The sequence below is a fragment of the Lysobacter sp. 22409 genome (genome assembly GCF_052045105.1).
Lineage (GTDB): Bacteria > Pseudomonadota > Gammaproteobacteria > Xanthomonadales > Xanthomonadaceae > Lysobacter > Lysobacter antibioticus_B.
Map to the genome: position 1 here is coordinate 86,148 of NZ_JBQEOE010000004.1, position 25,255 is coordinate 111,402.

Annotated in this window: 17 protein-coding genes; 5 read left to right on the top strand and 12 right to left on the bottom strand. The window is 66.8% G+C overall.

Going from position 1 to position 25,255, the window contains the following annotated elements:
* Positions 1 to 9 precede the first annotated feature (9 nt).
* From ACTJJK_RS03340 to ACTJJK_RS03390, 11 genes are all read right to left on the bottom strand, one after another.
* Positions 10 to 918, bottom strand: a complete 909-nt coding sequence (locus ACTJJK_RS03340; protein WP_440729466.1) for an aminotransferase class IV — start codon at positions 916 to 918, stop codon at positions 10 to 12.
* A complete protein-coding gene (locus ACTJJK_RS03345; RefSeq protein WP_440729467.1) occupies positions 915 to 2,216 on the bottom strand; it encodes a DUF1302 family protein in 1,302 nt (433 codons plus the stop codon). Before ACTJJK_RS03345 ends, ACTJJK_RS03340 begins: the two co-directional genes overlap by 4 nt.
* Before the next feature lie 8 nt (positions 2,217 to 2,224).
* The gene (locus ACTJJK_RS03350; RefSeq protein WP_440729468.1) at positions 2,225 to 3,043 is read right to left on the bottom strand and encodes an outer membrane lipoprotein-sorting protein; all 819 of its coding nucleotides are present in this window, start codon (positions 3,041 to 3,043) and stop codon (positions 2,225 to 2,227) included.
* Positions 3,040 to 5,406, bottom strand: coding sequence for an efflux RND transporter permease subunit (locus tag ACTJJK_RS03355; protein WP_440729469.1), 2,367 nt, complete (start codon positions 5,404 to 5,406; stop codon positions 3,040 to 3,042). The genes ACTJJK_RS03350 and ACTJJK_RS03355 overlap by 4 nt, the downstream gene beginning before the upstream one ends.
* 6 nt (positions 5,407 to 5,412) lie before the next feature.
* Complete coding sequence (locus tag ACTJJK_RS03360; protein ID WP_440729470.1) at positions 5,413 to 6,783, bottom strand: hypothetical protein; 1,371 nt, start codon at positions 6,781 to 6,783, stop codon at positions 5,413 to 5,415.
* A gap of 4 nt (positions 6,784 to 6,787) precedes the next feature.
* Complete coding sequence (locus ACTJJK_RS03365; RefSeq protein WP_031371215.1) at positions 6,788 to 7,600, bottom strand: Phenylacetic acid catabolic protein; 813 nt, start codon at positions 7,598 to 7,600, stop codon at positions 6,788 to 6,790.
* A 33-nt stretch (positions 7,601 to 7,633) separates the two neighbouring features.
* Complete coding sequence (locus tag ACTJJK_RS03370; protein ID WP_440729471.1) at positions 7,634 to 9,310, bottom strand: class I adenylate-forming enzyme family protein; 1,677 nt, start codon at positions 9,308 to 9,310, stop codon at positions 7,634 to 7,636.
* Positions 9,311 to 9,320: 10 nt separating this feature from the next.
* The gene (locus ACTJJK_RS03375) at positions 9,321 to 12,041 is read right to left on the bottom strand and encodes an AMP-binding protein (protein ID WP_440729472.1); all 2,721 of its coding nucleotides are present in this window, start codon (positions 12,039 to 12,041) and stop codon (positions 9,321 to 9,323) included.
* Between the two features lie 2 nt (positions 12,042 to 12,043).
* A complete protein-coding gene (gene pabB, locus ACTJJK_RS03380) occupies positions 12,044 to 14,185 on the bottom strand; it encodes an aminodeoxychorismate synthase component I (protein WP_440729473.1) in 2,142 nt (713 codons plus the stop codon).
* A 1,217-nt stretch (positions 14,186 to 15,402) separates the two neighbouring features.
* A complete protein-coding gene (locus tag ACTJJK_RS03385; RefSeq protein WP_031371211.1) occupies positions 15,403 to 16,194 on the bottom strand; it encodes an aldolase in 792 nt (263 codons plus the stop codon).
* Positions 16,195 to 16,302: 108 nt separating this feature from the next.
* Complete coding sequence (locus ACTJJK_RS03390) at positions 16,303 to 16,665, bottom strand: gamma-glutamylcyclotransferase family protein (RefSeq protein WP_223620821.1); 363 nt, start codon at positions 16,663 to 16,665, stop codon at positions 16,303 to 16,305.
* 181 nt (positions 16,666 to 16,846) lie between these two features.
* Here ACTJJK_RS03390 and ACTJJK_RS03395 point away from each other — a divergent pair, with 181 nt between their 5' ends.
* Together ACTJJK_RS03395 and ACTJJK_RS03400 are read left to right on the top strand one after the other, a co-directional pair.
* Positions 16,847 to 17,911 (top strand): type 1 glutamine amidotransferase domain-containing protein, encoded by a 1,065-nt coding sequence (locus tag ACTJJK_RS03395; RefSeq protein WP_440729474.1) that lies wholly within the window; start codon positions 16,847 to 16,849, stop codon positions 17,909 to 17,911.
* 250 nt (positions 17,912 to 18,161) lie between these two features.
* A complete protein-coding gene (locus tag ACTJJK_RS03400) occupies positions 18,162 to 19,805 on the top strand; it encodes a hypothetical protein (RefSeq protein WP_440729475.1) in 1,644 nt (547 codons plus the stop codon).
* A gap of 152 nt (positions 19,806 to 19,957) precedes the next feature.
* On the opposite strand, the gene ACTJJK_RS03405 is transcribed toward ACTJJK_RS03400, so the two are convergent.
* Complete coding sequence (locus ACTJJK_RS03405; RefSeq protein WP_051884633.1) at positions 19,958 to 21,025, bottom strand: DUF5694 domain-containing protein; 1,068 nt, start codon at positions 21,023 to 21,025, stop codon at positions 19,958 to 19,960.
* A 223-nt stretch (positions 21,026 to 21,248) separates the two neighbouring features.
* Between ACTJJK_RS03405 and ACTJJK_RS03410 the strand changes: the two genes are divergently transcribed.
* From ACTJJK_RS03410 to ACTJJK_RS03420, 3 genes are all read left to right on the top strand, one after another.
* Positions 21,249 to 22,460, top strand: a complete 1,212-nt coding sequence (locus tag ACTJJK_RS03410; protein WP_440729476.1) for an OmpA family protein — start codon at positions 21,249 to 21,251, stop codon at positions 22,458 to 22,460.
* 86 nt (positions 22,461 to 22,546) lie between these two features.
* Complete coding sequence (locus ACTJJK_RS03415; RefSeq protein ID WP_144436486.1) at positions 22,547 to 22,753, top strand: hypothetical protein; 207 nt, start codon at positions 22,547 to 22,549, stop codon at positions 22,751 to 22,753.
* 318 nt (positions 22,754 to 23,071) lie between these two features.
* Positions 23,072 to 25,198, top strand: coding sequence for a hypothetical protein (locus ACTJJK_RS03420; protein WP_440729477.1), 2,127 nt, complete (start codon positions 23,072 to 23,074; stop codon positions 25,196 to 25,198).
* Positions 25,199 to 25,255 lie beyond the last annotated feature (57 nt).

Sequence of the window (25,255 nt, forward strand, 5' to 3'; positions counted from 1 at the left end):
GGCGTTCCTTTAGGATCGTTGCGTTGTGTGGGAAGGACCGTGGACGGGCGGCCAGGCCGCACCGGTGCGTTTGCGGACGAGTTCGGCATAGGCCATGCCGAGGCGGCGCGTGATCGGGCCGGGGGCCCATTCGGCCACCGTGCCGCGCGCGTCGACGACGCGGCGGATCGGCGCCAGGCCGATCAGGGAATTGGTCATGAAGGCTTCTTCGGCTTCGCCGAGCCGCGCGTAGGCCAGCGGATGTTCGGCATGGCGCAGGCCCAGCGCCGCGGCGAGCGACAGCACGCAGGCGCGGGCGATGCCGGCGAGCGGGCCCTCGCTCAAGGGCGGGGTGATCAGTTCGCCGTCGAGCACGAAGAACAGGTTGCTGTAGGCGCCTTCGCAGACCTGACCGCGCGCGTTGCACAGCAGGGCTTCGTCGGCGGCGTGGGTCTGCGCCTCGTCGAAGGCCAGGATCGAGCCGAGGTAGTTCGCGTGCTTGCAGGCGGTCGGCGCCTGATCCGGCAGGAGGTGAATGCGCTCGCTCGCGAACAGGGTCGTGCCCTGCTCGTGGATGTGCGGCTCGTAGTAACGCGCCGGCAGGCAGGCGGCGACCCAGGTCGGCCGATGCGCGCCGCTGCAGGACAGGCCGGCGCTGCGGCCGCGGCTCATCCACAGACGCAGGGTCGAGGACGGCTCCTTGCAGGCGCCGATCACCGCGGCCGCGGCCGCGCGCCAGTGCTGTTCGGGCGGAGGATCGACGTAGCGCAAGCTGCGCGCGCCGTCCTGCAGCCGCCGCAGATGTTCGTCGAGCAGGAACGGCATGCCGTCGTAGACCGGCAAGGTTTCGAACAAGCCGTCGCCATAGAGAAAGCCGCGGTCGAACACCGAGACCTTGGCGTGCTCGGCATCCACCAGATGGCCGTCGAGCCAGATCATCGTTGCCAACCCCAGGTGCGGCGCAGTTCCAGCAGCACCAGGCGGTCCTTGCGCAGCGCGCCGAGATCGGAGTCGGCCGGGCCGGTGAAGTGTTGCCAGCGCGCGAGCAGGCTCCAGCGATCGTCGAGTCGGTATTCGAGATTGGCGAACCAGGCGCGGCCGCGACCGTGGGTGGTCTGCAGCAAGCCGATGTCGCCGCTGAGGTCGCCTTCCAGCGGCGCGCGGGTCAGGCCGAGGTAGAGCGCATCGCTGTCGGCGTGGTTCTGGAACCAGACTGCGCGATTGGCGCGCAGTACGAAGTCCGGCTGCGCGACGGGCGAACGGGTTCGCTCGGCGCGCCGGTGTACGTACTGGGCCAGGCCGAGCCAGCCGCCGTCGAAATGGCGCTCGAGGCCGAGCACGGCATAGAAATGATCGCCGAGGCCCGGCGGCGGTGGCCCCTCGAAGCGGGTGTCGGCCAGTTCGCCGCGCAGCCCCCAATGCTCGCCGAGCGAAGCGCTGAAGTCGGCGCCGAGCACGCGCACTTCCGCCTGCGCTAACTGCGGGCCGGCGGCATAGGCGAAGGCGGGCAGGATGGAGTAACCGCGCACGACGCTGAGCGAGGCATCGAGGCCGTTGCCGGCGTAGTCCAGGCGCAGCGCATCGGTCGACCCCGGCGCGCGGATGCGGTCGCCATGCAACGAAGGGACCGGCTTCCACAGTGAGGCCGGCAGGATGCTGGCGCGCAACTTCGGTATGTGCAGCGCCGCCAGCGACCAGCGTTCGTGCAACTGCAGACGTGCCGAGAGCAGATCGATGCCGATACGGTCTTCGTCGATGTCGCTGACCAGCGCGCGCATATTGCGTGGGGAAATATTGTCGGTCGGGTTGAGGCGGTCGGCGCGGCCCCAGACCACAATTTGCCGCCCTGCGCGTAGTTGCAGCGGGCCGTGGGTGTATTCGACGAAGCCCTGGCGCAGCACCGGCGCGTCGTCATAAGCGAGCTGACGGGTGCCGCCCACGGCTTCGATCAAGCCGCGCCAGGCCTCGCCGCGCAGTTCGCTGCGCAGCCGCGCCGCCAGGCCGAGGCGCGAGCCGACATCGTCGAGGTCGCGGCTGCCGCTGGCGGCCAGCGCGGCGCCGGAGGCGGTGCCGGTCCAGCGCACGCCGTCGACAGCATTCTCGGGAACGTCTTCGGTGGCGGCTTGCTCTGGCGCGGACTCTGCGGCCTCGGCCGGCGCGACGACGTCCACGCCGGCCTGCGCCATCGCCGGCAGCGAAGCGCAGTACGCAGCGGCGACGGCGGCGGCGAGGGTCATACGGCGCATCACTGGCCCAGGCGCGATTCGATGAAGAGGTCTTCGCGCAGGGCGCGGTTGCTGTTGACGTTCTTGAGGGTCAACACCGAGCTGCGGCCGCCCTTGGCCGCGACCATCTCGCGGCGGGTGGCGATGAGCTTGCCGGGCTGGTTGGCGACGGCGACATGGCCGGAGATGGTCTGGCGCTTGAACTCCTGCCCGGACTTGTCGAAGTAACGTACCGATACCGCGGCGAAATCGTTTTTGCGCACGGCCGCGACGAGCTTGGAATAGCCGAGCGAGGCCGCGGTCTTGGCATCGCGCGGCACCGACTGCACCACGTAGCAGGTCGCGTTGGCGCAGGGCTCGTCGGCGAGCAGGGTATGGGTGAAATCGGCGCTATCCTGGGCCATCAGGTCGGCGTAGGCGAAGTCCGAGCCCATGAAGCTGTCTTTCTTGTTCGAGGCCAGGATGCGCCGGGTCTTGCCCATGCTGGGGAAATAGATCCACAGGTCGTCCTGGCTGGCGGCGTTCTCGTGCACCAGCACCGCGGTGCCGGCGACGTCGGCCGGCGTGGCGAAGCGGAACAGGCGATGGCTGTCGACCGCGTCGGTTTGCAGCTTGTTGTAGACCACGCCGCCGCGGTTGCGCACGCGTTCGCCCTGGCGGATGCCGAGCTGGCTGTCGGCCTGCCAGTCGGCGACTTTCTCGGTCGCGCTGCTGCGTTCGAAGATCTGTTGCGCGCTCGGTTTGGCGCCGTCCTGGGCCGGCGCGGCCAAGGAAATAATTGCAGCAGCGACGCCCGCGAGCGCCGCGCCGGCAAGGCGCAGGGTAAGGGGACGGATCATGGGGTCTCCTGGATCGTGTGGGTCGACGAGGCGCCGTCGGCTTCGCGCGGCAACAGGTGGCGCAACAGGCCGACGCGCTCCAGGCCCATCAGCACCGCGGGCGTGAACAGGAACTCGCACAGCGCGCCGACGCCGATCGCCAGCGCGGTGACGCCGCCGAACTTGGCCAGGCTTTGCACTTCCGACAGCATGTAGATGACGAAGCCGAGCACCAGCACGCTCGACAGCAGCAGCATCGCCAGGCCGGTGCTGGCGAAGGTATCGCGCAAGGCCGCGGCCATGTCGTGCTTGCGCCGGTAGTGGTCGACGACGGTTTTGACGAAATGCAGGGTGTCGTCGTCGAGGATGCCGATCGCGATCGCCGACACCAGCAGGGTGAACGGGTCCAGGAACACGCCGCCGAAGCCCATCACCGCCAGGGCGATGGCCACCGGCACCAGGTTGCACAAGGCCATGGTCAGGCCGAGCGTGGCCGAGCGGAACACCAGCACCATCACCGTCAGCACCACGAAGAACGACAGGCCGATGCTGCGTATCTCGTTGCTGGCCAGGTAGTTGGTCAGGCGCGACCACAGCGGCACCACGCCGGTGGTTTCGATCGATCTGATCTGCGGCGTCTCGCGCAGGATCCGTTCGGCTTCGGCCTGGATGTCGCGGAACAGCGGCTGGTACTGCGAATCGGGCCGGTACTTCATGCGCAGGTTGATGCGCGCCTTGGCGTAGTCGCCGGTGACCAGACGGGTCAGCTCGTCGGTGCCGGAGGACTCGAACAGGATCAGCGACTCGGCCACCTCGGCGCGCGAGTCCGGGATGCGGTAGGCGGCCTTGTCGCCTTCGTGCAGGGCCTGGCTGATCTCCATCACCACGTCGGCGATGCTGTAAGTCTTCAGGCCGAGGGCGCCGTAGCGCGCTTCCAGCCGGTCCTGCAGCTCGCGCATGCGCTTGAGCACCGCCGGGTCCTTGATCGACTCGCCGCCGACGCCGACGCCGGCGCTGTCGACGATCAGCTCCATCGAGGCGGCGCCGCGCAGGGTCTGGTCGACGTAAGTGTAGGAGCGGTAGATGTCGGTGTGGGGCTTGAACAGGCCGACGTAGTAGTAGTCGGTGGTGACGCGGGCGACGCCGAAGCCGGCGACCGCGATCAGCCCGGCCAGCACCAGCAACAGCAGGCGCCAGTGCCGGGTGACGAAGTCGGCGAGCCAGTGCATGCCGCGCACGCGGCCGTCGAGCAAACGCGCCGCGCGCTGCGCATCCGGCAATAAACGAAAACGGCTCAGCGCCAGCGGGATCAGCAGCCAGCCGATCAGCAAGGACGCGACCAACCCCGCCGCCATCGAGATGCCGATGCCCTGCACCGGCCGGATCTCCGACCACGAGAACGACAGCAGTGCGCCGGCAGTGGTCAGCACCGACAAGGCGCTGGCGCCTGCCGAGTGGCTGAAGCCTTCGACGATGGCCGCGCGCAGGTCGCCGCCGGCGGCGTACTGGCGATAGACCTCGGCGAGCAGGAAGATGCTGGAACCGACTCCGACCGAGATCAGGAACGAGGGAATGATCGCGGTGAGCATGCCGATCGGCGCGCCGATCACGGCGCTGACTGCCATCGCCACCACGATCGACAAGGACGCGACCACCAGCGGCAGCAAGGCGACCGCCCAGGAGCGGAAGATCAGCCAGAACCCGACCGAGACCAGGATGAAGGACAGCGTGCCGAAGATCGCGCTTTCGCGGTTGATGATGGTGAACACGTCGGCGTCGATGATCGGCGCGCCGACCACGCGCATGTTCAAGCGCTTGAACTCCGGCGCCTGGGCCAGGGCGCGGATCTTCTTGGCCAGCTCGATCTTGTAGACGATTTCGCCCGGTCGGACCCCGGTCTCGGCCAGGATGCCGAGGTGACGGCCGTCGCCGCTGATTAGGAAGTTGCGGTAGTAGGGATGGGCCAGGGCCTCGCTGCGCTTGGCCGCCAGAGCCGCCGCGTCGAGGTCTTCGCCGAGGAAGGGGCCGACGTCGAGGCCGCCGCCGTCGACGCTGGCGATGTGGCGCACGTTGGCGAGGGTGGTGACCTTGTTGACGTTGTCCATCGCCTCGATGCGCGCGCCGAGGTCGCGCACGTTGGCGATGAAGGCCGGCGTCCACTGCACCGGCGCATCGAGCACCAGGAAGCTGTATTCGTCGCTGCCGAAGTCCGCCTTGTACTGGGTGTACTTGATCAGCGCCGGGTCGTCTTGCATGAAGAACGAGTCGGGCGTGTTGTCGAAGCGCAGCTGGGTCAGGGCCAGGCCGGACAACGCCAGCAACGCCAGCAACAGGATCAGGCAGGTGCGCGGGTAGGCGAGGATGCGGAGGATCAGGGGGCGCATGGGGGCTCAGCCGTGGGCGGCGATGTGTTCGGGAAGGGAGCTCGCACCGGTGATCCGGCTCAGCTCGGCGATCAGCGGATAGACGAAGCGCTCGCGCATCTGCGCCTCGTTCATCTGGCCCTTGTCGTAGAGGTAGACCAGGCGCAGATGGCCGCGGAAGGCGCTGACCTGCACCATCACCTCGCCCGGCGGGAACAACTGCGGGAACGAGTAATAGGTGCGCACCGGGATCGGGCCGAAGTGCTCCAGGCGGGTGTCGATCGGGCCGACGTTGGTGCAGATCAGGTTGGCCCGGGTCAGCACGTTGGCGGCGAAGCGGATCGTCGCCGCCTTCGGCAGCAGCAGCGAGCTTTGGAACAGCAGGCGGAAGCGGTACAGCTCGGACAGGATCTCGCCGTTCTTGAGTGCGTCCAGGCGTGCGTTGGCGCGCTGGATCACCGCCTCGTCGTCTTCGTTGGGGTCCAGTTCCAGCGTATACGGCACGGCCACGCAGTCGTACAGCTTGTGCACGCGCGGGTCGTCGACGAAGCGGCGCAGGCTGAAGTTGTCGACGATGCGCAGGCCGTGCTTGAGGCGTTTGCCCTGGCGGCCGGCATCGGCCTGCGCGGTGCGCAGCAGGGCGAGCAGCAGCAGCGGATGGATGGTGCTGCCGCGGCGCGCGCCAGCGGCCTTGAGCGCTTCCAGCATCGGCGCCGGCAACTCGATCATCAGCACGTCGGTCTCGCCGCTGCGCTTGCCGGAGATGAGCAGACGCCCTGCCGGCATGACCAGGTCGTGGAAGAAACCGGCCACACCCTTCCAGGCCAGGCGCAGCGCCTCGGCGCCGCGCAGCTTGGCCAGGAACAGGCGGTCGTGGTTGTGCTCGGGCAGGTCGATCACTTCCGGGTCGAGCGGCAGCCCCGCCGAGAGGCGGCCATAGGCCTCGGCGATGTCGCCGGAGAACAACTGCGCGGCCTTGCCATCGGTGAAGGTGTGGCTGGTGAGGAACTGCAGGATGTGTTTCTCGGGCGTGCGGGTGTAGATGAAGCGGAACGGGTGGCCGCCGCGGGTCGGCACGCGTTCGTTCCAGGCATTGCCGAGCAACTCGGCGCGCAAACGCGCCGGGTCGACGTTGATGCTGCTGCGCTGTTCGATTTCGATCGGCAACCGCTGGGCCAGATGACGCCAGCCCAGGATCACGCCGCGCTGGTACTGGACCGAGCGCGCGCGCGGATGACGGTCGATGGTGTGCTCGATCGCCCGCTTCAGCAGGGCAAGGTCGGGCGCCGAGTCCAGCTCGATCCAGTCGCAGGAATTGGCGTTGCAGATCAGGTTGAGGTGGGCGTAGATCTGATTGAAACGTCCAAGGCGAAAGTCGCGAGAGGTCGTCGGCGCCATGAGCTCAGCCCTCGTTGCCGGAGCGGTAGGGAAAGTCGTTCTTCTCCAGCTCGATCAGGTCCTGGCGGCCGAGTTCGTTGAACACGTCCTCGACTTCGGCGCGGAACTCGTTGCGCAGGGTCTCGTTGTCCTTACGCTTGAGGCCGTAGGCGCTGAGCCGCGCGCCGCGCGAGGTCGACGGCGGGCCGAAGAAGTTCAGGCCCTTGGCGTACCAGTTGGAGATCTTGATCCGCGCTTCGTTGGTCTCGCCCTTTTCGGCCAGGTAGGTGCGCAGCTCGGCGAAGCCGAAGCCGATGTGGCCGCGCTCCTCGCGCAGGATGGTCTGGTTGGCTTCGGCCCAGGGCTTGAAGCTGGCTTCGCAGAAGTTGCCGACCATGAACTTGCCGGCGCGGTCGAGGAACATGTGGTTCAACATGATGTCGATCCACTCGTTGCTCTCGTCGCCGACGCTGAGCGGGCCCTCCAGCGAGGCGTCGTGCATCGGCCGGTGGGCGCGGCCTTCGGCGATGGCGATGGCCTGCTTTTCCGGAACGCCCATGCGCTCGAGCAGGTTATAGATCAGATAACTATGGCGCGCTTCCTCGGCGATGATCTTGGCGAACACGCGGCGACGCTTGTAGTCGGGCGCGTTGGCGATCCACTCGATGCCTTCGGTGGCGGCCTTTTCTTCGGAATAGGCCTGGATCGCCATCAGCCGGATCAGCTCGTGGCGATACTCTTCCGGCACGTTGGGCAGGTCGGGGAAGTCGATCGAGCCGGGGGCGTAGTCGAACGGCGCGGCGTGGGCGTCGGCGATGGCGGTAACGGTGCTGCTCATGCGGAAGTCCTTGTCGGTGAAGTGATGGGAAGGTCAGATCGAGGCGGGGGCTGTGGCGGGCGTTACGGCGGGCGCCGTGGCAGGCAGGGACGCGTAGCGTTCGCGGACGTGGCGCTTGAGCACCTTGCCGGTGAGCCCGCGCGGCAGTTGCTCGCCGGGCGGCAGCACTTCGATACGCAGGCCGTCGTAGCCGGGCACCTGTTGGCGCAGCCAGGCCTCGAAGGCGCCGGCGTCGGTCGGCTGGCCGGGGCGGCATTCGATGACCGCGCCGGCGCCGGTGCTGCGGTCGGCACGGCTCAGCTCGACCACCGCCACGTCGGCCACCGCCGGGTGCTTGAGGATGCGTTCCTCCCACTGCAGCGAATAGACGCGGCCGTCGCCGACGCGGATCGAATCCACTTCGCGGTCGAGGTGGTAGTAACCGCCGCCGCGGGTCTTGACCGCGACGTCGCCGGTCCACCACCAGCCGTCGAAATGCACGCCGTGCAAACGGTCGTGGGCGTTCCAATAGCCCTTGAACAGGGTCGGGCCCTTGACCATCAGGCGGCCCGGTTGGCCGACCGGCAGCGCGCGGCCGTCTTCGTCGGCGATCTTGACCTTGGGGCTGACCATGGTCGGCTTGCCGACATAACGGTCGAAGCGCTTGGTGAAGGAAAAGCTGACCTTCATCAAGGCGGCGAAGCCGACCTCGGAGGTGCCGAAGAACTCCAGGTACATCGAGCTCAGCAGGCGCTTGCCGAACACCCGCGCCATCGCGCCGTGCGCGGTGAGCTGGCGGATGTGCACTTCGTGGCTGGAGTCGCCGCCGGCCATCCAGGCCTTGACGTGGGACAGGTCGAAGCGCGACAGGCCGGCGTCGCACATGCCCTGGTAGACGTCGGGGAAGGACAGGATCAGCGAGCAGCGCTCGCGTTCGATGATCGACAGCAGTTGCTCGGGGGTTTCCTTCGCCGGCACGTAACCGGGCACGCCGGCGGCGAGGCAGCTGACGATGCTGGCCTGGGTGATGTGGTGGTTGGTCGGCGAGGCCAGCAGGATGCGGTTGTTGCGGGTGATCGGCTGGATCATCAGCTGGCCCTTGGTGGCGCGGACCAGGCTGTAGGAACCGTGCAGCACGCCCTTGGGGAAGCCGGTGGTGCCGGAGGTGTGGACGATCATCACATCGTCGTGCTGATGCATTCGCACCGGCGCGAAGCCGTCGGCGCGCGGCGCCAGGCATTCGCTGAGGGCCACGCTGCCGGCGTCACCGGCTTGCACCGCGTCGGTGACGATGGCGACGCGGCGGCCCTGCGCCAGTGCGCCCGCGTCCAGTCGCGGCAGCCGCTCGCGGTCGATGAAGACCAGGCGCGCGCCGGTGTAGTCGAGGTAGGCGTTGAGGTCTTCGGCGCGCATGCCGCCGTTGATCGGCACGGTGATCGCGCCGGCGCGCATGATCGCCAGCGAATAGATCAGGTACTCGACGCCGTTGTCGAGATAGATCGCGACCCGGTCGTAGCGTTTCAGGCCCAGGTCGAGCAGGGTCTGCGACAGCCGGTCCGACAGCCGGCGCAGCTGTCCGGCGGTGATGGCCCGTCCGCCGACGCCGAAACGCTCCAGCGAGCCGGAGAAACGCAGCACTTCGAAATCTTCGCCATACACGGCGATCGACTTCTCCAGCGCATTGGCGACGGTCAGGCCGCCATCGAAGATGAACTTCAATCGGGACAGCATGGGGTCTACCTCAGGCGGGGATGGTTTCGGCGGCGTGCGCGGCGGCCGACTGTTCCTCGGCGCGTCTGCGCAGCGGAGCGCGCTGCAGCTTTCCGGTGCTGGTGCGCGGCAGCGCATCGACGAACTCGACCAGGTGCGGATAGCGCCGCGCATCCAGGCGGGTCTTGCACAGGGTGCGCAATTCTTCGGCGAGGTCCGGCGAGGCCTGGTCGGACACCACCCAGGCCTTGGTGCGCAGGGTGCTGGAGTCCTCGGTGGCGACGCCGTCGGCGCTGGAGGTGATCGCCGCCTCGCGCACCAGCGGATGGCTCAGCAGCACTTCCTCCAGGTCGAGCGGCGACACCCATTGCCCGGCGACCTTGAACATCTCGTCGTGGCGGCCGCAGAAGTGGAAGTAGCCGTCGCCGTCGCGCCAGAACACGTCGTTGGTGCAGTACCAACCGCCGTGGAATCGGCTGCCGGCGTTGCGGTCCTGGCGCGATACCGACAGCGACGGCCCGCGCAGCCACATCACCCCGCGTTCGCCCTTGCGGCAGGGACGGCCGTCGTGGTGGCGCAGCACCGCATCGAAGCCGGGCACGAGCTTGCCGGTCGAACCCTGGTAGTCGCCGTCGGCGACATTGCTGAGGTAGGTCGAGAAGGCTTCGGTGGAGCCGAGACTGTCGAGCAGGCGGATGCCGTGGCGCTGCAACCAGCGCGTCGCCACCGCCTGCGGCAGGCGTTCGCCGGCGGCGATGCACAGACGCAGGCTGTTGCGGCCCTCGATCCGGTTCGACAGCGCCTCGTCGTCGAGCAGGTATTGATAGACGGTAGGCACCGCGAACATGACGGTCGGGCGCGCGGCGACGATCAGCTCGGCGACCACCGCGGCCGAGATCTTCTGTGGTGCGATCACCGCGGTCGCGCCCTTGAGCAGGGCGATCAACAGGTTCTGCAGGCCGAAGGCGAAGCTGGTGCGCGAGGCCGAGAACAGCACGTCGCTGACGCGCAGATCGAGCAGGTGGGCGGCATAGCGCTCGGTGGCGACGATCGGATCCAGGTGCCGGTGCTCGATCAGCTTGGGCTGGCCGACCGAGCCGGAAGTGAATACCGCGAAGGCATGGTCCAGCGGCCCGGTCGGCGAGGCCAACAGCGGCTCGCGTTCGGGGCCGCTCGGTGCGGCGCAGACCGCTTCCAGCGGCAGCAGCGGCGCGCCGGCATCGATCTCGTTCAGGCGCTGGCGGGCCGTGACGTCGGCGACCACCAGGCTCACCTCGGCCTGTTCGAGCAAGGCGGCGATGTCGCGCGCCGGCAGCAGCGGGTTGATCAGCGTGCAGACCGCGCCGAGATGCATCACCGCGAGCAAGGCAGCGACATGCTCGATGCCGTCGTGCGAGATCAGCGCGACCCGCTGTTGGTAATGCACGCCGGCCGCCGACAAACGCCGTGCGCAGGCGGCGATGCGTTCGGCGAGCTCGGCGTAGCGGATCTCGCCGCCTTCGTGGCGGATGGCGATCTTGTCCGGGTAGGCGCGCGCCGCACCCTGCAGCAGATGCTCGGTGACGTTGAAGTGCGCCGGTAACGCACGCTGCTGGGTGAACAGCCGCGCTTCCGGCGAAGCGTCGCTATGCACCCGGCTGCGCTTGAGGAAGGCCTGCAGCCACGACAGCACCGCTTGGCGATCGATACGACGCGCGGTTTGCAGGTCGCTGCCGCACGCACGCACGCTGGCGGCGCGCTCGAAGCGCTTGTCGCCATACAGATAGGGGCGGTAATGGGCGACACGGCGCGCGAACTCGACTTCGCGCCGCGACAGCGGTTGTTCGGCCAGCTCCTGCGCGCTTGCCATCGTCAGCGGGATGCCGGTGGCCGCGGCGACGCTGGACAGGAAGTCGGCGGTCGGCACCGTGCTGGCCGAGACCAGGTGATAGATGCCCTTGCGGCTGTGCGTATTGGCGTCGATGGCGAGCATTTCGGCCACGCACACGTCGACCGGCACCAAGTTAAGGTGCGCGTTCTCCGGTGCGGCGAAGCGCAGGCTGCGCGGCGCCGCCGCGCCGCGCTGCGACGACCAGAACTCTTCCAGCAGTTCGCAGAACTTGTAGAGGCCGCTGTCGCTGGCGCTGAGCCAGGTGCGCGAATGGCCGACGATGATGCTCGGGCGCAGGATCCGCCAGGCCAGGCCGGCGGCCTCGGCGCGCGCGACGATGCGGCGCTCGGCTTCGAACTTGCTGCGCTCATAGGGGTTGGAGAAGTTGGCCGGCGCCTGCGGCTCGAGCTGTTCTGCGATCTCGCCGCTGCGGTCGCCGCAGACGTAGGCGGTGCTGACGTAGTTGTAGTCCGAGCAGCCTGCGGCGATCGCCAGTTCCAGCGCGTGGGTCGCGCCCTGGGTGTTGATGCGTTCGAGCTCGCCGGCTTCGGATTCGGTGAAGCGCACGGTCGCGGCGACGTGCCAGAAGGTGGCGTCGCCGCGGCCGGCGACGGCCTGGGCGATGCGTTCGGCGAGACCGGCCTCGGGCCGCAAGGGATTGCCGCTCACCACCTGCAGGCGCGCCAGTGCTTCGGCCTGCAAGGCCTGGCCGCAGGTCTGCGCGGCCAGGCGCACGGCGGTGACGACCCGCTGCCGCGCGTCGCCGCCATCGCTGCGGGCGATGCAGACGACCTGCGCTTCGGGCTGGCCGAGCAACAGTTCGAGCACGAGGTGGGAGCCCAGGTAGCCATTGGCCCCGGTGACGATATGGCTGCGTTGCATGCTTAAGTCCCTAGCTGCGCGACGGGAACGGCGGGTGCGTCGGTGTGCGGCGAGAGTTCGCCGGGAATTCGCCAGGCCTCGGCGTCGCCGCTGGCGCAGCGCGCTACCGCACGCATCGGCGCGCGTGCCTTGACCAGGAGTTCCTCGAATTCGCCGTCGGCATCCGACAGCGCGATCACCGCGCCGCCGACGCCGAGCTCCAGACTGCCGTCCTGGTGGACCAGGGTGCGGATCACCATGCTCAGGTCGGCGGCGCCGTTGAGCGACAGATAGCCGATCGCGCCGGAATAGATGCCGCGCGCCGAGGCTTCGAGGGTGTCGATGATTTCCAGGGTGCGGCGCTTCGGCGCGCCGGTCATCGAACCGCCGGGGAAGGTGGCCTGGAGCAGGTCGATCACGTCCAACCCGGCGCGCAGCTGCGCGCGCACCGTCGACACCAGTTGATGCACCGAGGCATAGCTCTCGACCTGCATCAGCTTGGGCACCCAGACCGAGCCGACCTCGCACACGCGGGCCAGGTCGTTGCGGGTCAGGTCGACGATCATCAGGTTCTCGGCGCGGTCCTTCTCGCAGTGCTTGAGTTCGGCCAGGACCGCGCGGTCGTCCTCGTCGCGGGCCGAGCGCGGGCGAGTGCCCTTGATCGGCTTGATCTCGACCACGCCGTTCGGGCTCAGGCGCAGGAAGCGCTCCGGCGAAGAACTCAGCACGTCGAAACCGTCGTGGCGCAGCAAGGCGGAATAGGGCGCGGGGTTGATCTGGCGCAGGTGGCGATACAGCTCGACCGGGTCCAGGTCGACCTGTGCGCGCAGGCGATTGGTCAGGCAGACCTCGTAGGTTTCGCCGTCGCCGATCTGCTCGAAACAGCGGCCGATGCGCTCGCTGTAAGTGGCGCGGTCGAGTTCGAGGTGGAACTCCACCGGCGTTGCGCGCTCGCCGTGGCGCAACGGCGGCGCGGCCGGCACTGTGTCCAGGCGCACGGCCATGCGTTCGAGCCAGGCCGCGTCTTCGCTTGCGCGCTCGGCCGGACCGGTGGCGACCGCATGCCAGCAGCGTTCCAGATGATCGTAGGCGAGGAAACGATTGATGAAGCGCAGGAACAGGTCCGGCTGGCGCGAGCGATGCGGGCCGCCGACTTCGGTCAAGGCCTTGAGCTCGTAGCCGAAGTAGCCGACCCAGCCGCCGACGAAATCGAACGGCAGGGTTTCGCCGCCGTGCAGCGCGACCGCCAGGCCGTCGCGGATCCGGCCGAACAAGCGCTCGCCTTCGCCGGCGTCGCCGCTGCCCTGGCCGACCCGATGCACCAGGCTGTGCGCGCCCGGCTCGTTGCCGTCGCCCATGAAGCTGAAACGCGAATAGCCCGGACGCACCGCGCTGGAGTCGAGCCAGAACGCGGCATCGCTGGCGGCGAAGCACTCCAGGAACACCGACTGCGGATCGGCTTCGGCGCCGATGCGGCGCGACTGGATGCGCCAGGCTTGCGTCGGTGCCGGCCGTGCCGTCTCCGGCTCGCTGCCGGCGGCGCTGTCGCCACTGCGGCGTCTGCGCTTGCGCAAGGTGTGGCTGCGCGCCAATTCGATGAAGTTGTCGATGATCTGGTGGCCGAATTCGGTGTGGATCGACTCGGGATGGAACTGAACGCCCCACAGGGGGCGGCTGACGTGCTCGAGCGCCATCACCAGGCCGTCGGCGGTGCGCGCGGTCACGCGCAACCCTTCCGGCAGAGGCTCGGCCGCCATCAACGAGTGATAGCGCACGACGTCGAACGGCGAGGGAATGTGGGCGAACAGCGCGCTGCCGTCGTGCTCGACCGCGCTCAGGCGCCCGTGCATCGGCTCCGGCGCGTGCACGATGCTGCCGCCGAAGGCATGCACCAGCGCCTGGTGGCCCAGGCAGATGCCGAGCACCGGCACGGCGGCCATGGCGAGCACGTCGTTGCTCACACCCATGTCGCCGGCGCGTTCCGGGCGGCCCGGGCCCGGGGAAATCACGATCGCGTCGTAATCGGCGGCGTCGATCTGCGCCCATTCGATGCGATCGTTGGCGACCACCGTGGGCGGCGTGCCGTTGGCCTCGCCCAGGTAGTGCGCGATGTTGTGGGTGAAGCTGTCGTAGTTATCGACCAGAAGCACTCTCAACTTTTCCACTGCGCTTGGCTCCTTGCTGATCGGCTGGGGCGGATGTTCGTAGAGAGTCGGTCGATGCGCGCTTGCGCACGGCGGCGCGACGCGCTGTCGAGTCGATGAAAACGGTCGGTTCGATGAAAGCTTGGGCAAAAACTCACCCGGACCGCATTCACATGCGGCGACAGGTCTGCTGCGTTTGTCCCCTGAAGCCAGCGGCTGCGCAGAGGCGAAGCCTTCGGTGGCCGCTATCGGCGGCATGCCGTCGGCTTCGCGCATTGATGCGCGAGATCGTGGAGAAGGGTGGCGTTACAGAAGCACTTTCGATCTATCCCTGTGCGTTGCACTCCATGTCGATTCACTATCGATTATCCAAAGCAACAACGTCAACATGCGTTGTTCGATGCAGTTGACTAAATTTTGTGATCCGAACTGAGGAAACGAATCTACGCAAAAAAATGACTATTCGCGTGTTTCATAACTGATCGATCGCTTGTGCGAAAGCCGTGAAAAATACGGATTTTCATTAGTCGAAGGTCGATATAAGACTTTCGGCGTAAGGCCCGCGTGTGACTGTCGTCTTGCGCGTTCGGAGATCGCCGAGCACGAAGAAACGTGAGGGCGGCGTGTTCAAAAGTGATCGATTGCAGGCTTCTCGGCAAGCGTTCGAAAGATAGAAGCGTCGATGTTTCAACTTGATGTGGGTTGCCTTTTGCATCGCGAATCTGTGATTGCATTCATCGACGATGGATAACGCCGATCATGTTTACGATGCGCGCGCCGAGTGCGCCCGGCGGCTTCGAGAGCCGGATGCAGGGTGCGTTCGAAGCGACGTGCCCGTTCCATGCGCGCAGATATACGAAAGCCCCGTCGCAGCGGACGACATCGCGTCTTGTTATCGGTGTCGATGTGATGGGGTCGGCATCGCATCGCCGGTGCAGTGCGGAAACCACAGGCTCGGCACAGGTTTCCGTACGCCAAAGTTCGGAATCGGCACCGATGGCGATACGCGATCGAAGCGTCCGCTATGCGCGGCGCCAGCGATTTCGACCGAGCCGTAAGGCAGCCACGTCACTCGCGTCTCGCGAAGCGGCGAACCGCCGGTCTATGCCGTCAGCGTGCACGCCCTTGTGGCGAGTGTTGGATACGCGATCGAATGGACGGAGCAATGGACGAAGCGACGCCATGCGTCCTCCGGCCGACGCGTGCGGCATCGGCCGGAGCCGGATCGGTAGGCTGGATCAGCCGGCGGCGTCGAGACAGTCGCCGTGCTGCTTGAGCGCGCGACGGGCGTAGTAGGCGAAGGCGACCTGGCTGCGCTTCGGGGTGGAGATCCAGTCGTGGGCTTCGCGTGCCAGCGCCGGCGGCAGCGGCTTGATCTCGCCGGCCGCCATCGCCAGCAACTGCATCTTGGCGGCGCGCTCGAACAGCGCGGCTAGCACGCAGGCTTCTTCCACGCTGGCGCAGGCGACGAGTTGGCCGTGGTGGGCGAGCAGGATCGAGCGCTTGTCGCCGAGGGCTTGGGAGATGATCTCGCCTTCTTCGTTGCCGACCGGGATGCCCGGCCAGTCCTTGAGGAAGGCGCAGTCGTCGAACAACGGACAGATGTCCATGTGCGAGACCATCAGCGGCACCTCCAGCATCGACAGGGCCGCGATGTGCAGCGGATGGGTATGGATGATGCAGTTGACGTCCGGACGCGCGCGGTAGATCCAACTGTGGAAACGGTTGGCCGGGTTGGCCATGCCGTCGCCTTCGAGCACGTTCAAGTCCTCGTCGACCAGCAGCAGGTTGCGCTCGCTGATCTCGTCGAAGCCCAGACCGAGCCGCTGGGTGTAGTAGGTGCCCGGGACTTCGGCGCGGGCGGTGATCTGGCCGGCCAGGCCGGAGTCGTGACCGGCGTCGAACAGGATCCGGCAGGTCAGGGCGAGCTTCTGGCGGGTGGTCCAGCTGTTGTCCGGCAGCAGGTGTTGCATGCTGCGCAGCGCTTTCGCGACCAGTTCGTCCTTGCCTAACTGCAGGGTGGTGGCCATGGGCTTCCTTTGCGTGCTGCCGTTCGCGTCGCTTCGTGCGACAGATGAGCTGGCGTGTTCGAACAAGCGCCGTCGAATGCCAGGGCGCAGAACATACCGAGTGCGGCCTCAGCTGTCACCCGACGGGCCGGGCGGCGTGCCCTGTGCGCTGAGTTTGTATATATAGGCGTCGACCGAACGGCCGTCCTTGCGCTTTGCCGCGGTCAGCACGCGCTCGTAGCCTTCGCCCTCGAAGGCATCCAGGCGCGCCCAATGTTCGGGCAGGCGCTCCGATTCGAACAGCAGGCCATCGACCTCGGCGCCGTCCGAGTCGAGGACGATGCCGGGATAGCCGACTGCCGCGCCCCAGCCTTCCTGCAACAAGGTGCCGGTGACGCTGGCCGGCTCCCACGTACCGGGGATGCCGGCAAGGACGTGCTCGTTCGGCCGTCCCGGCGCGAGCGTTCCATAAACGAAAAGTCGGTGGGTCATGGTTCGGTCGGGTCTTGGGGAGCGCCAAGCTTCGCACGCCTGCGCCGGCCGGTCGCGTCGGCCTCGATGCCTCAGGCGTTCGCACGCGTCGCGACCGACGTCGTCGAGGCGGCCGGGGTTTGAAGTTCGTTTCACATCGGCCGCCTAAGGTGCCTGCGACGGCAATCATGAGATGGCGGCGATGCGCACCGGCTATTGGAAGAAACTGAAGACCGCACTGTTGGCGACGTTGTGCACGCTGTCGCTGCTGGCCCTCGCCGGCTATTGGTATGCCGACGGCTTCCGCCTGGACGAGCAACCGCTGGCCGATCCCGCCAGCCGGTCGACCGATCTGGCTTTCATGCGGGCCGGCGTCGGCGAATCGCGTGGCCGCATCCTGGCCGTGCTGACCAGCACCGCCGCCATCGGCGCCTCGGGCAAGAAGGCCGGGTTCGAACTGACCGAGTTGTCGCGCGCCTATTACGTGTTCGTCGCGAACGGATTCGAGGTCGACATCGCCAGTCCGCTAGGCGGCAAGCCGCCGATGCGGCTCGACGACGAACTGGTCGCCGCCGACTACGCCTTTCTCAACGATGCGCAGGCCATCGCCAAGCTGGATCGCTCCGTGCCGTTGGCGCAGGTCGACCCGTCCCGTTACGCCGCGGTGTACTTCGTCGGCGGCAAGGGCGCGATGTTCGACTTCCCCGGCCATCGCGAGATACAGCGCATCGTCGGCGCGGTGTACGGCCGTGGCGGCATCGTCGGCGCGGTCTGTCACGGCCCTGCCGCGCTGTTGGAGGTGCGCCTCGGCAACGGCCGACGCCTGATCGAGGGCAAGCGCATGACCGGGTTCAGCAACGACGAAGAACTGTTCCTGCTGAAGGATGCGCGCCGTCTGTTTCCGTTCCTGCTGCAGGAGCGCATCGCCGGCTACGGCGCCCGCTACGTCGAAGGCCCGATCTATCTCGACAACACCGTCGTCGATGGTCGTCTCGTCACCGGGCAGAACCCGTGGTCGACCTGGTCGGTGGCCGAGTCGATGGTCGCCGCGCTGGGCCGCGCGCCGGTACCGCGCGAGCGCACCAGCGAAGAAGTCGGCGTACGACTGTTGAGCGTCTATTACCGGGACGGCCGAGATGCGGCCGATCGCGCCAAGGCCCAGGGCGCGCAGGCGGATCGCAGGATCCTGTTGATGCATGCGCTGGTCGCCGCCATGCAGCACCGATGGCGCGATGCCGTCCATATCCAGCGCCTGGCCCGGCCGTGATGCTTGCCTGACGCGATGCAGGCGGTCGCGAATGATCGATGCGCCGGGCTCGCCATGCAGTTTGTGATGCGGTTTGCAATGAAGTTTGCGGATTCCCGCCGTTCGGCGCCATCGTCCACATGCGATGGCCGTTGCGCTTACGCTCTTGCGTTGTTATAGGACTGCTGTCGAAGCCCGCCGCCGAAGCCCAACCGCATGGCGCCGGAACCGATGACGGTGCAAATCGAACAGCGCAAAGGAGATCGAACACGTGAGCACGGGCGCGCAACTGAAAGTTCTGTTGGACGGGTCGAGTGGGTTTTACTTCAGCGATAAGAAAGTCGTCAGCGACATCAATAATTACTTGAAGAAGAACGACCCCGATCTGCTCAAGCAACTGCTGCCGGACAGGGACAAGGATCTGAAGATAGGCAGGAACTATCCTGCGGCCCTGCTCGACGGCGCCAGTGAAGCCGACCGCGATGCCAGACAGGTGAAGCTGGCGAAGCTGTCCGAGCGGCTGTCCGGCATGGTCGAGGCCAAGGCGCATGGAGGGGAAGCGCTGGCCAAGAACCTCTTCGCGGCCGCTCGTTTCCCGGATGGCGACTCCGATGGCAAGCTGACGCGCGGCCAGGTCGAGTCCAAGCTGTACGCGGCCTACGCGCCCGCGCACAACCCGGATACGGATGCGGCCACCCTGGTCGCCAGCCCGATGCTGAAAGGCCATCCGGCAACGCGTGAGCCGGGGTTCAAGAAGTTGGGGGCGCAGGAGCAACTCACTGCGATTTCCGCGAAGAACCTGGAAGGGCTCGCCTCCGAACTCGACAAGTATCAGAAGCTGTTCGCCGCCGATCCCAAGTTGGCCACCTACGACAAATTGGTCGGTGCCGCGTCGGAGGATGTCTGGAAGCGTTACGGCGGCGGTCTGGCCACGCATGCGACCAACGGCGATATCGCCAGCCATATCCTGCCCACCGCCGACCGTCATGCGATCCAGGGTTTCGCCAAGGGCCTGACCGGCGATACGAGTCGCGCGGCGAAGGTCACCCACACCTCGGACACCAATACCCAGCATCTGGCGACGCACGATTACGCATTCTTCAATGTCTATCCGCAGACCAACGATGCCTTGAAGCGCGAGATGCTCGGGGCCACCCGCTATCTGCGCGAGACGCCGGAAGTGGCGTCCTCGGCGATGGCGGCCAAGGCGCAGTCCTTCACCTTCGGGCTGGGCGATTTCACCGCGCCGGAACGGCTAAGCGTGATGACGCTGCGCGACCCGGTATATCCCGCCGGCGGCACGACCGCAGCGGATGCGAGAAAGCGCATGGAGGGCGCCGACGGATTCGCCACCTACGGCGGCGCCGAACCGTCGGCGGGCAAGGCGAAACGTCATTTCGGCACGGAGGTCGACGAGTACGAAACCTCCAGCCGATTGTTCGCCGGCCAAGACGCGAAGAAGGCGTTGACCATGAATGTCCATGTCGGCTTGTACAAGACCTACTATGGTTTGTATCAAGACGTCTTGGCGAACTCGAGCAAAGACCCGACTTCGTCGGGAACGAGCCAGGAGGGCGAGGCGGCGAGAGAAAAAAGGCTGGAGCAAGCGAAGGACAAGCTGGAACGATTCAGTCATCTGGTCAACGACATCACCGCAGGGCCGCGCCCGAAGACGGACGGGCAGATGGAAACCGCGGAAGATTGCTCGCACCGCCAGGACAAGGCGGCATTGGCGGCGATCAAGTTGTACCAGTACCCGCAGTTGATGGTGTCCGGCCCGGTCGATATCAGCCGGGCGGAGAAGTTCACTCCGACCCAAGGCCTGGAGCGGGCGCCGACCGTCGCGCAGGTGGCGCCGGCGGAAACGCAGGTCCAGGCCGGCAACGAGCAGACCCGGCGGGCGATCACGCAGTGAGGCGTGGACGGCCGCGACCCGATTGGGTCGCGGCCATTGCGCAGCTATCGCTATGCGGCGTCGTCGACGGGCCGGGCTCGCGCCCGGCTCGTCGTCCGCGCCGTTCGCCGCGCTCAGGTCGGCGGCTTACTCAAGGCGCTTACTTCAGGCCCTTACTTCAGTACCTGGCCCGCATCGACGATCTCCACGCCCTGCATCTGTCCCAGCAGGTCGTCGAACCAGGGCTTGTGGGTGCGGCCGACGATCGACAGCACGCGCGCGCCGGGGCGTTCGCGGAACGCGGCGCGGATGTTGGCGACCATGCGCAGGTTGCGGGTTTCCCAGCCGGCCACATACAACTGGCCGTAGTGCTCGGGTGAAGTGTCGCGCAAGGCGGAGCCGAAATCGCCGTCGACGACGGTGCGCAAGACGTCCGGGCGGTTGGCGTAGCGGTACAGCGCCAACATGTCGCCGCTCTTGATCAAGGCTTCTTCGCGTTCGAGAATCTGGCCCATCGGTGCGGCAGCCGCTTCCCAGGCGGTCTGGACCGCCTTTCCGTACGCGGCCTCATCGGCGATAGCGACGTTGTCGCCGGTATGGTCGTCGGCCGCATACAGGCGCTGCAGGCCCAGGCGCGCGGCCAGGCGTGCGCCGATCAGCAGGCTTTCGTCGTTGTGCAGCATCGCCTTTTCGAGCGACGCGACCAGGACATCGTCGAGGCCTTCGCCGCTGTGGCGCTCGGCCTGCGGCAGTTGCAGCCATTGCACCAAGGCCGAGGCCTTGTCGTTGGCGGCCATGAACACCGCGGCGAGACGGCGGCGCTGTGCGGGCGAGGGCGCCGCCGGCCAGTCCTTCAGTATCTTGTGCGCTTCGGCGATCGCCGCCGGCGCGTCCAGCCCGGTCGCGGCCTTTGCCGCGTCGGTCTTGCGGCAGTACGGCGCCAGCCCTTCCGCACCGTAGATTGCCGGATGGCGCGCGGCCAGATCGCATTGCTCGCCCGAAATCGCCTCGATGGTGATGACGTCGGGCTTGAACGCGGCCAGACGATCGATCACCGGCGCCAGAGAGTCGTGTTTGAAGTCCTTCGGCAGGCCGCTGAGATGCACCGAGCCCAATACCAGCACCTGCGTGGACGGTCCAGCCATGCGCCGGTCGAGCGTGGACAGGTCGACTTGCGCGAAGGCATCGCCGCAACCGAACAGGCCGATCAACAAACCACAGACAGCAAATGACTTTTGCAAGGTCTTACTCCTGGTGACGACAGTCGGGACGACGAGCCGGCATGGTACTCAGGCGCCGTGGGAGGTACCAGGGAGCGGATCGGCGTGAGCTTGCGTGCGAGACGCGGTGGGCCGAAGGCGATGGCTGCAGCCCCTCCCGGCCCGCGTCGGTGGCCGCCTTCGCTTGCCACTGTCACGGACGCTCGTGTATCTATGCGCCTCGGTTACATCAAGGAAGGATGCGATGCGTATTTCAGGATGGGCATTGGCGCTCGCATGCGCGCTGGTCGCCGCCGCCTGCGGCCAGGATCGGGCCGCGGACGTCGCGGCCGCGACAACGCCGGATCGAGCAGCGACGACCGTCGCCCTGGCAACCGACAGCGAAACCGATGACGAGGCCCGCGCCGATCGTGCGGCCGCCGATGCGTTCCCGGCGATTCCGGTGATCGTGGTGCCGGAGATCGTCGGCGTGACGCCGGCACAGCGGGCATTGGAATCGTCGATGCAGGAGATTCTCGACCCGATCGCCGGGATCAGCGTGAGCCCGGCCCGCTGCGACGCCGGCGGCAGCCTGGTGCGCGACGCCGGCATCACCAGCGTCGACGCGCAGGGCAATCTGAGCCGCAACGGCGATGCCGGCATCTTCCGCATCGCCGCCGACGGCAGCGGCAGCGCCAACTTCGAAGGCGGGCTGGTCGTGGTCAACCGCGACGGCAGCGGCAGCATCAACGGCAGCGAAGACGGCGAAGACGATGCCATCGTCCGGGTCGAGGCCGACGGTTCCGGCAGCTACAACGGGCCGGCGGGCATGATCACCCTGGATGCCAAGGGCGCCGGCACCTGGAACGGCGAGGGCAGCCTGATCCGCAACAACGGCGACGGCAGCGGTACCTGGAACGGGCCCCTGGGCCTGGTCACGATCGACAAGGACGGTTCGGGCACGTGGAACGGTCCGCAGGGATTGATCCGCAACAACGGCGACGGCACCGGCCAGGTCGGCACGCCGGCGCGCACCATCAAGATGGAAGCGCTGGCTAAGGTGCCGCCGGCCGGGCGCTTCCCGCCGATCAAGAAGTTCGCCCCGCCGGGCGCACCTTGCGGTTATCTGGTCACCCTCAATGACCGGGTTTTGTTCGACTTCGACAAATCCGATATCCGCGCCGACGCGGCCAAGGTGCTCGATGCGCTTGCGGGCGCGCTCAAGGACATCGAGTCCGACGGCATGGAGATCGGCGGCCATACCGATGCCAAGGGCAGCGACGATTACAACCAGTCCCTGTCGGCGCGTCGCGCCGATGCCGTGGTCCAGGCCTTGCGGCAGCGCGGCGCCGCCGCCGACGCCTCGGCCAGGGGCTATGGCGAATCCTTGCCGGTGGCGCCCAACGAAATCGGCGGCCAGGACAATCCAGGCGGCCGTCAGCTCAACCGCCGGGTCGAGATCTTCGTGCGCAGCTGAGGCTGCCGGTGAGCATGGTCGGGCGCGTTCTTATCAGTGCTGCCGACCTGTCGTATCCTTCGCGCTTCTTCCAGCGGAGCTAGACAGTGGACTTTGAGACGATCGGAGAAGTGGTGCAGACCGACGAGTTGTCGGACGTCAACCAGCGTCTGCAGGACGGCTGGGTGATTCTCGCGATCGCCACCGGACATCGCGCGGACGGCGAGCCGCGCTTCGCGTATTCGATGGGGCTGCCCTACGAAGACGACGAGGAAGAAGAGGACGAAGACGAGGAAGAAGAAGGCGACGAGTAAACCCTCGCACCTGCTTCGCGTTGCGCTGCGGAGGGCCTCGGCCCTCCGCAGTCGTTTTGGGCCAGGTCGATCGCAGATGCGTCCGGGCAATGGCGCCGCGCATCGGTCCGCCGGGATTGAGCCGTGGACATCCGAATACACGCTTTCGGGGCGGCGTGGTTATGCGTGCAGAACCGCAATGATGGCTTTGTCTTGCGCTTCGGTTTGGCACCATCGAAATACGTGCTGAAAAGGAACCTCTTTCAGGGTGTTCCCTAGGTGCCGGAAGTATCGGGAAAGACTGGAATCGAGCCACACCCACTCGACGAGGCCTCCCCCATGTATCCCGACGGCATACGCCCCAACCGCCTGGCGATTCCGCCGCAGAGCGAACCCGAGACCGTGCCGAATCGAGTGCCTTCGGTTCCGGGAGACGCGCCCGCGCCCGCGCAGGCATCGTCGCCGACCGCAGTCGACCTCGCCGGTCGCGGCTATCATCAGGCGCAAGACAATCTCGATGTATTCAATCGTACTTTCAGCAGCCAGGAGGTCAGGAACGATCCCGTCCTGCTGGAGATGCGCGCCGGCTACGAGCAATCGGTAAAGCAGGCCCGGACCGGGCTCAAACAGGCGGTCGAGGCAGAGATCAAGGCCGGTTATCAGCGCGAATTCGAGGCGCGGCCGACCGGCGCGGTCTACGACGAGAGCACCATCGACAGTCACGGCAAGGCGATGGCTGCGCGTTACGGCGACGATCCGCAGATGAAGCGGGACGTCGAGACGATACTCGCCGAGGTCCGGCTCGACTTCGAGGTGAACTCGACCCTGGATACGGCGCGTGCGATGGGCGACCCGCGCAAGGCGCTGGACTACCTGCGCAGCGAGACGCCCAAGTTGTCGCCGGAGGCGCAGAAGAGCCTGGCCGGCAACGACGAAGTGCTCGGCTGGAAGCGGGAACTGGGCAAGCGCGACGGCGAAGCGGTCGCGCGTGCCTGGCGCGAGTTCGAGGCGGCCGAGCCGGGGACTTCCGATTACGATTTGAAGCGCCGAGTTCTACAGGGAGCGCTGGACGATTTGCGTGCCAACGCCGCCGACCCGGCTTACGCCGAGGCGGCGCTGAAGGGTGTGGGCGCCGCCGACTTGAAGAGTCTCGTCGACGGTTTCTACCGGATCGACAGCGCCAACCCGAACATCACGCCCGGTAACTTCGACTTCCTCAAGGACTACTTCGGCCCGCTCGCGCAAGTAGTGGCGACGGCCGACCGCGCCGGTGCGTTGCCGGCCGATACCAAGAAGGCCTTGTTCGAGTGCGGTCCGGCCGAACTGGCGCTATTCCTGCGCTCCGCGCCGCAGACCGAAGGGATGATGCGCGATGCGATGCAGATGCTCCTCGACGGCCCGGGCTATACCCCGGCCGGAAACTTCGCGATTCAGCAACTCATGGTCGGCATGGATCAGCATCCCCGACTGATGCAGGAACTGCTGGCCGATCCGAAATCGAAAGACCTGCTGTTCGGCGCCGGCCTGTTCGCGCCGGACCGCGGCACCCCCTACGAGCAGGACCTCGCGCGCGCCCTGAACGTGGCGCTGACCCCGGGCCAGGGCGATGCCGCCACCCAACAGAAAGCCTGGACGGCCTTGATCAAGGATTGCGACGACAAGGATTGGCGCGCGCATCCCAAGGGGAGAAAAGACGACGAAAAAGACGCCGGTTTCCGCGACCAGATCAACAGCCACCCGCTGCTGGCGCGGGCCATGGCCGAGCAGTTCAAGCACTACTTGCCGTGGGCTGCGAACCAGCAGGCGCAGAGGTATGCCGGCACCCATCCGATCCCATCGCTGCCCGCCGATGCTCTCAGACTGGACGGCTCTGTGTCGCCCGGCCAGATGACCAACTTCGTGGCTGCGCTGAGTTCCGACCCGCTGGCTCTCGACAGCCTGCTCAAGGAGACGACGCGTCTGTTCCAACAAGGCGGCTTGGCGGCCATGACGCCGGACATGTTGAAGTCCCGCGATCAACTGGCCCTACAGGGGCGCTTACAGGTCGATTTCGCATTGTTCTCCCTGCTACTGGGCGGAATTGCCCGTGCCGATATCGATGAGCAGGGGCGGCGAGACGCGATGGCCGATGCATTGAAGACCATCGTCATGGGCTACTTGCTGATGGCTCTTCCGCCGCTGATCGCGCCGTTCGTCGACGCCGCTGTATCTCCGGTGACTACCCCGTTGTCCAAGGACTTGGCGGATTTCGTGCAGAGCATGGCCAACGGCGAGCAGATCGACGCCAAGAAAGTGCTTGATTTGGCGGTCAAGGTGGTGCATGAGTACGTCGAGCGAAAGATCGCCGAGATCGTGCCGGACTGGACATACGGCGAGCGACAAACTCTGCTCAACTACATCATGGGTCAGTTCAAATCGACGGCGGGCGAAGGAGTCAACGATGAGTTCTCGAAGGGAATGAACTGATCGGTGTTCCCGACCCGCCGATGGTCGGCTTTGCCGACCGTCGGCCGATGCGAAACG

Excerpts from the sequence above, each read along its gene's own strand:
- ACTJJK_RS03340 (WP_440729466.1), bottom strand. The coding sequence starts at position 918 with ATGATCTGGCTCGACGGCCATCTGGTGGATGCCGAGCACGCCAAGGTC.
- ACTJJK_RS03345 (WP_440729467.1), bottom strand. The coding sequence starts at position 2,216 with ATGACCCTCGCCGCCGCCGTCGCCGCTGCGTACTGCGCTTCGCTGCCG.
- ACTJJK_RS03350 (WP_440729468.1), bottom strand. The coding sequence starts at position 3,043 with ATGATCCGTCCCCTTACCCTGCGCCTTGCCGGCGCGGCGCTCGCGGGC.
- ACTJJK_RS03355 (WP_440729469.1), bottom strand. The coding sequence starts at position 5,406 with ATGCGCCCCCTGATCCTCCGCATCCTCGCCTACCCGCGCACCTGCCTG.
- ACTJJK_RS03360 (WP_440729470.1), bottom strand. The coding sequence starts at position 6,783 with ATGGCGCCGACGACCTCTCGCGACTTTCGCCTTGGACGTTTCAATCAG.
- ACTJJK_RS03365 (WP_031371215.1), bottom strand. The coding sequence starts at position 7,600 with ATGAGCAGCACCGTTACCGCCATCGCCGACGCCCACGCCGCGCCGTTC.
- ACTJJK_RS03370 (WP_440729471.1), bottom strand. The coding sequence starts at position 9,310 with ATGCTGTCCCGATTGAAGTTCATCTTCGATGGCGGCCTGACCGTCGCC.
- ACTJJK_RS03375 (WP_440729472.1), bottom strand. The coding sequence starts at position 12,041 with ATGCAACGCAGCCATATCGTCACCGGGGCCAATGGCTACCTGGGCTCC.
- ACTJJK_RS03385 (WP_031371211.1), bottom strand. The coding sequence starts at position 16,194 with ATGGCCACCACCCTGCAGTTAGGCAAGGACGAACTGGTCGCGAAAGCG.
- ACTJJK_RS03390 (WP_223620821.1), bottom strand. The coding sequence starts at position 16,665 with ATGACCCACCGACTTTTCGTTTATGGAACGCTCGCGCCGGGACGGCCG.
- ACTJJK_RS03395 (WP_440729474.1), top strand. The coding sequence starts at position 16,847 with ATGCGCACCGGCTATTGGAAGAAACTGAAGACCGCACTGTTGGCGACG.
- ACTJJK_RS03410 (WP_440729476.1), top strand. The coding sequence starts at position 21,249 with ATGCGTATTTCAGGATGGGCATTGGCGCTCGCATGCGCGCTGGTCGCC.
- ACTJJK_RS03420 (WP_440729477.1), top strand. The coding sequence starts at position 23,072 with ATGTATCCCGACGGCATACGCCCCAACCGCCTGGCGATTCCGCCGCAG.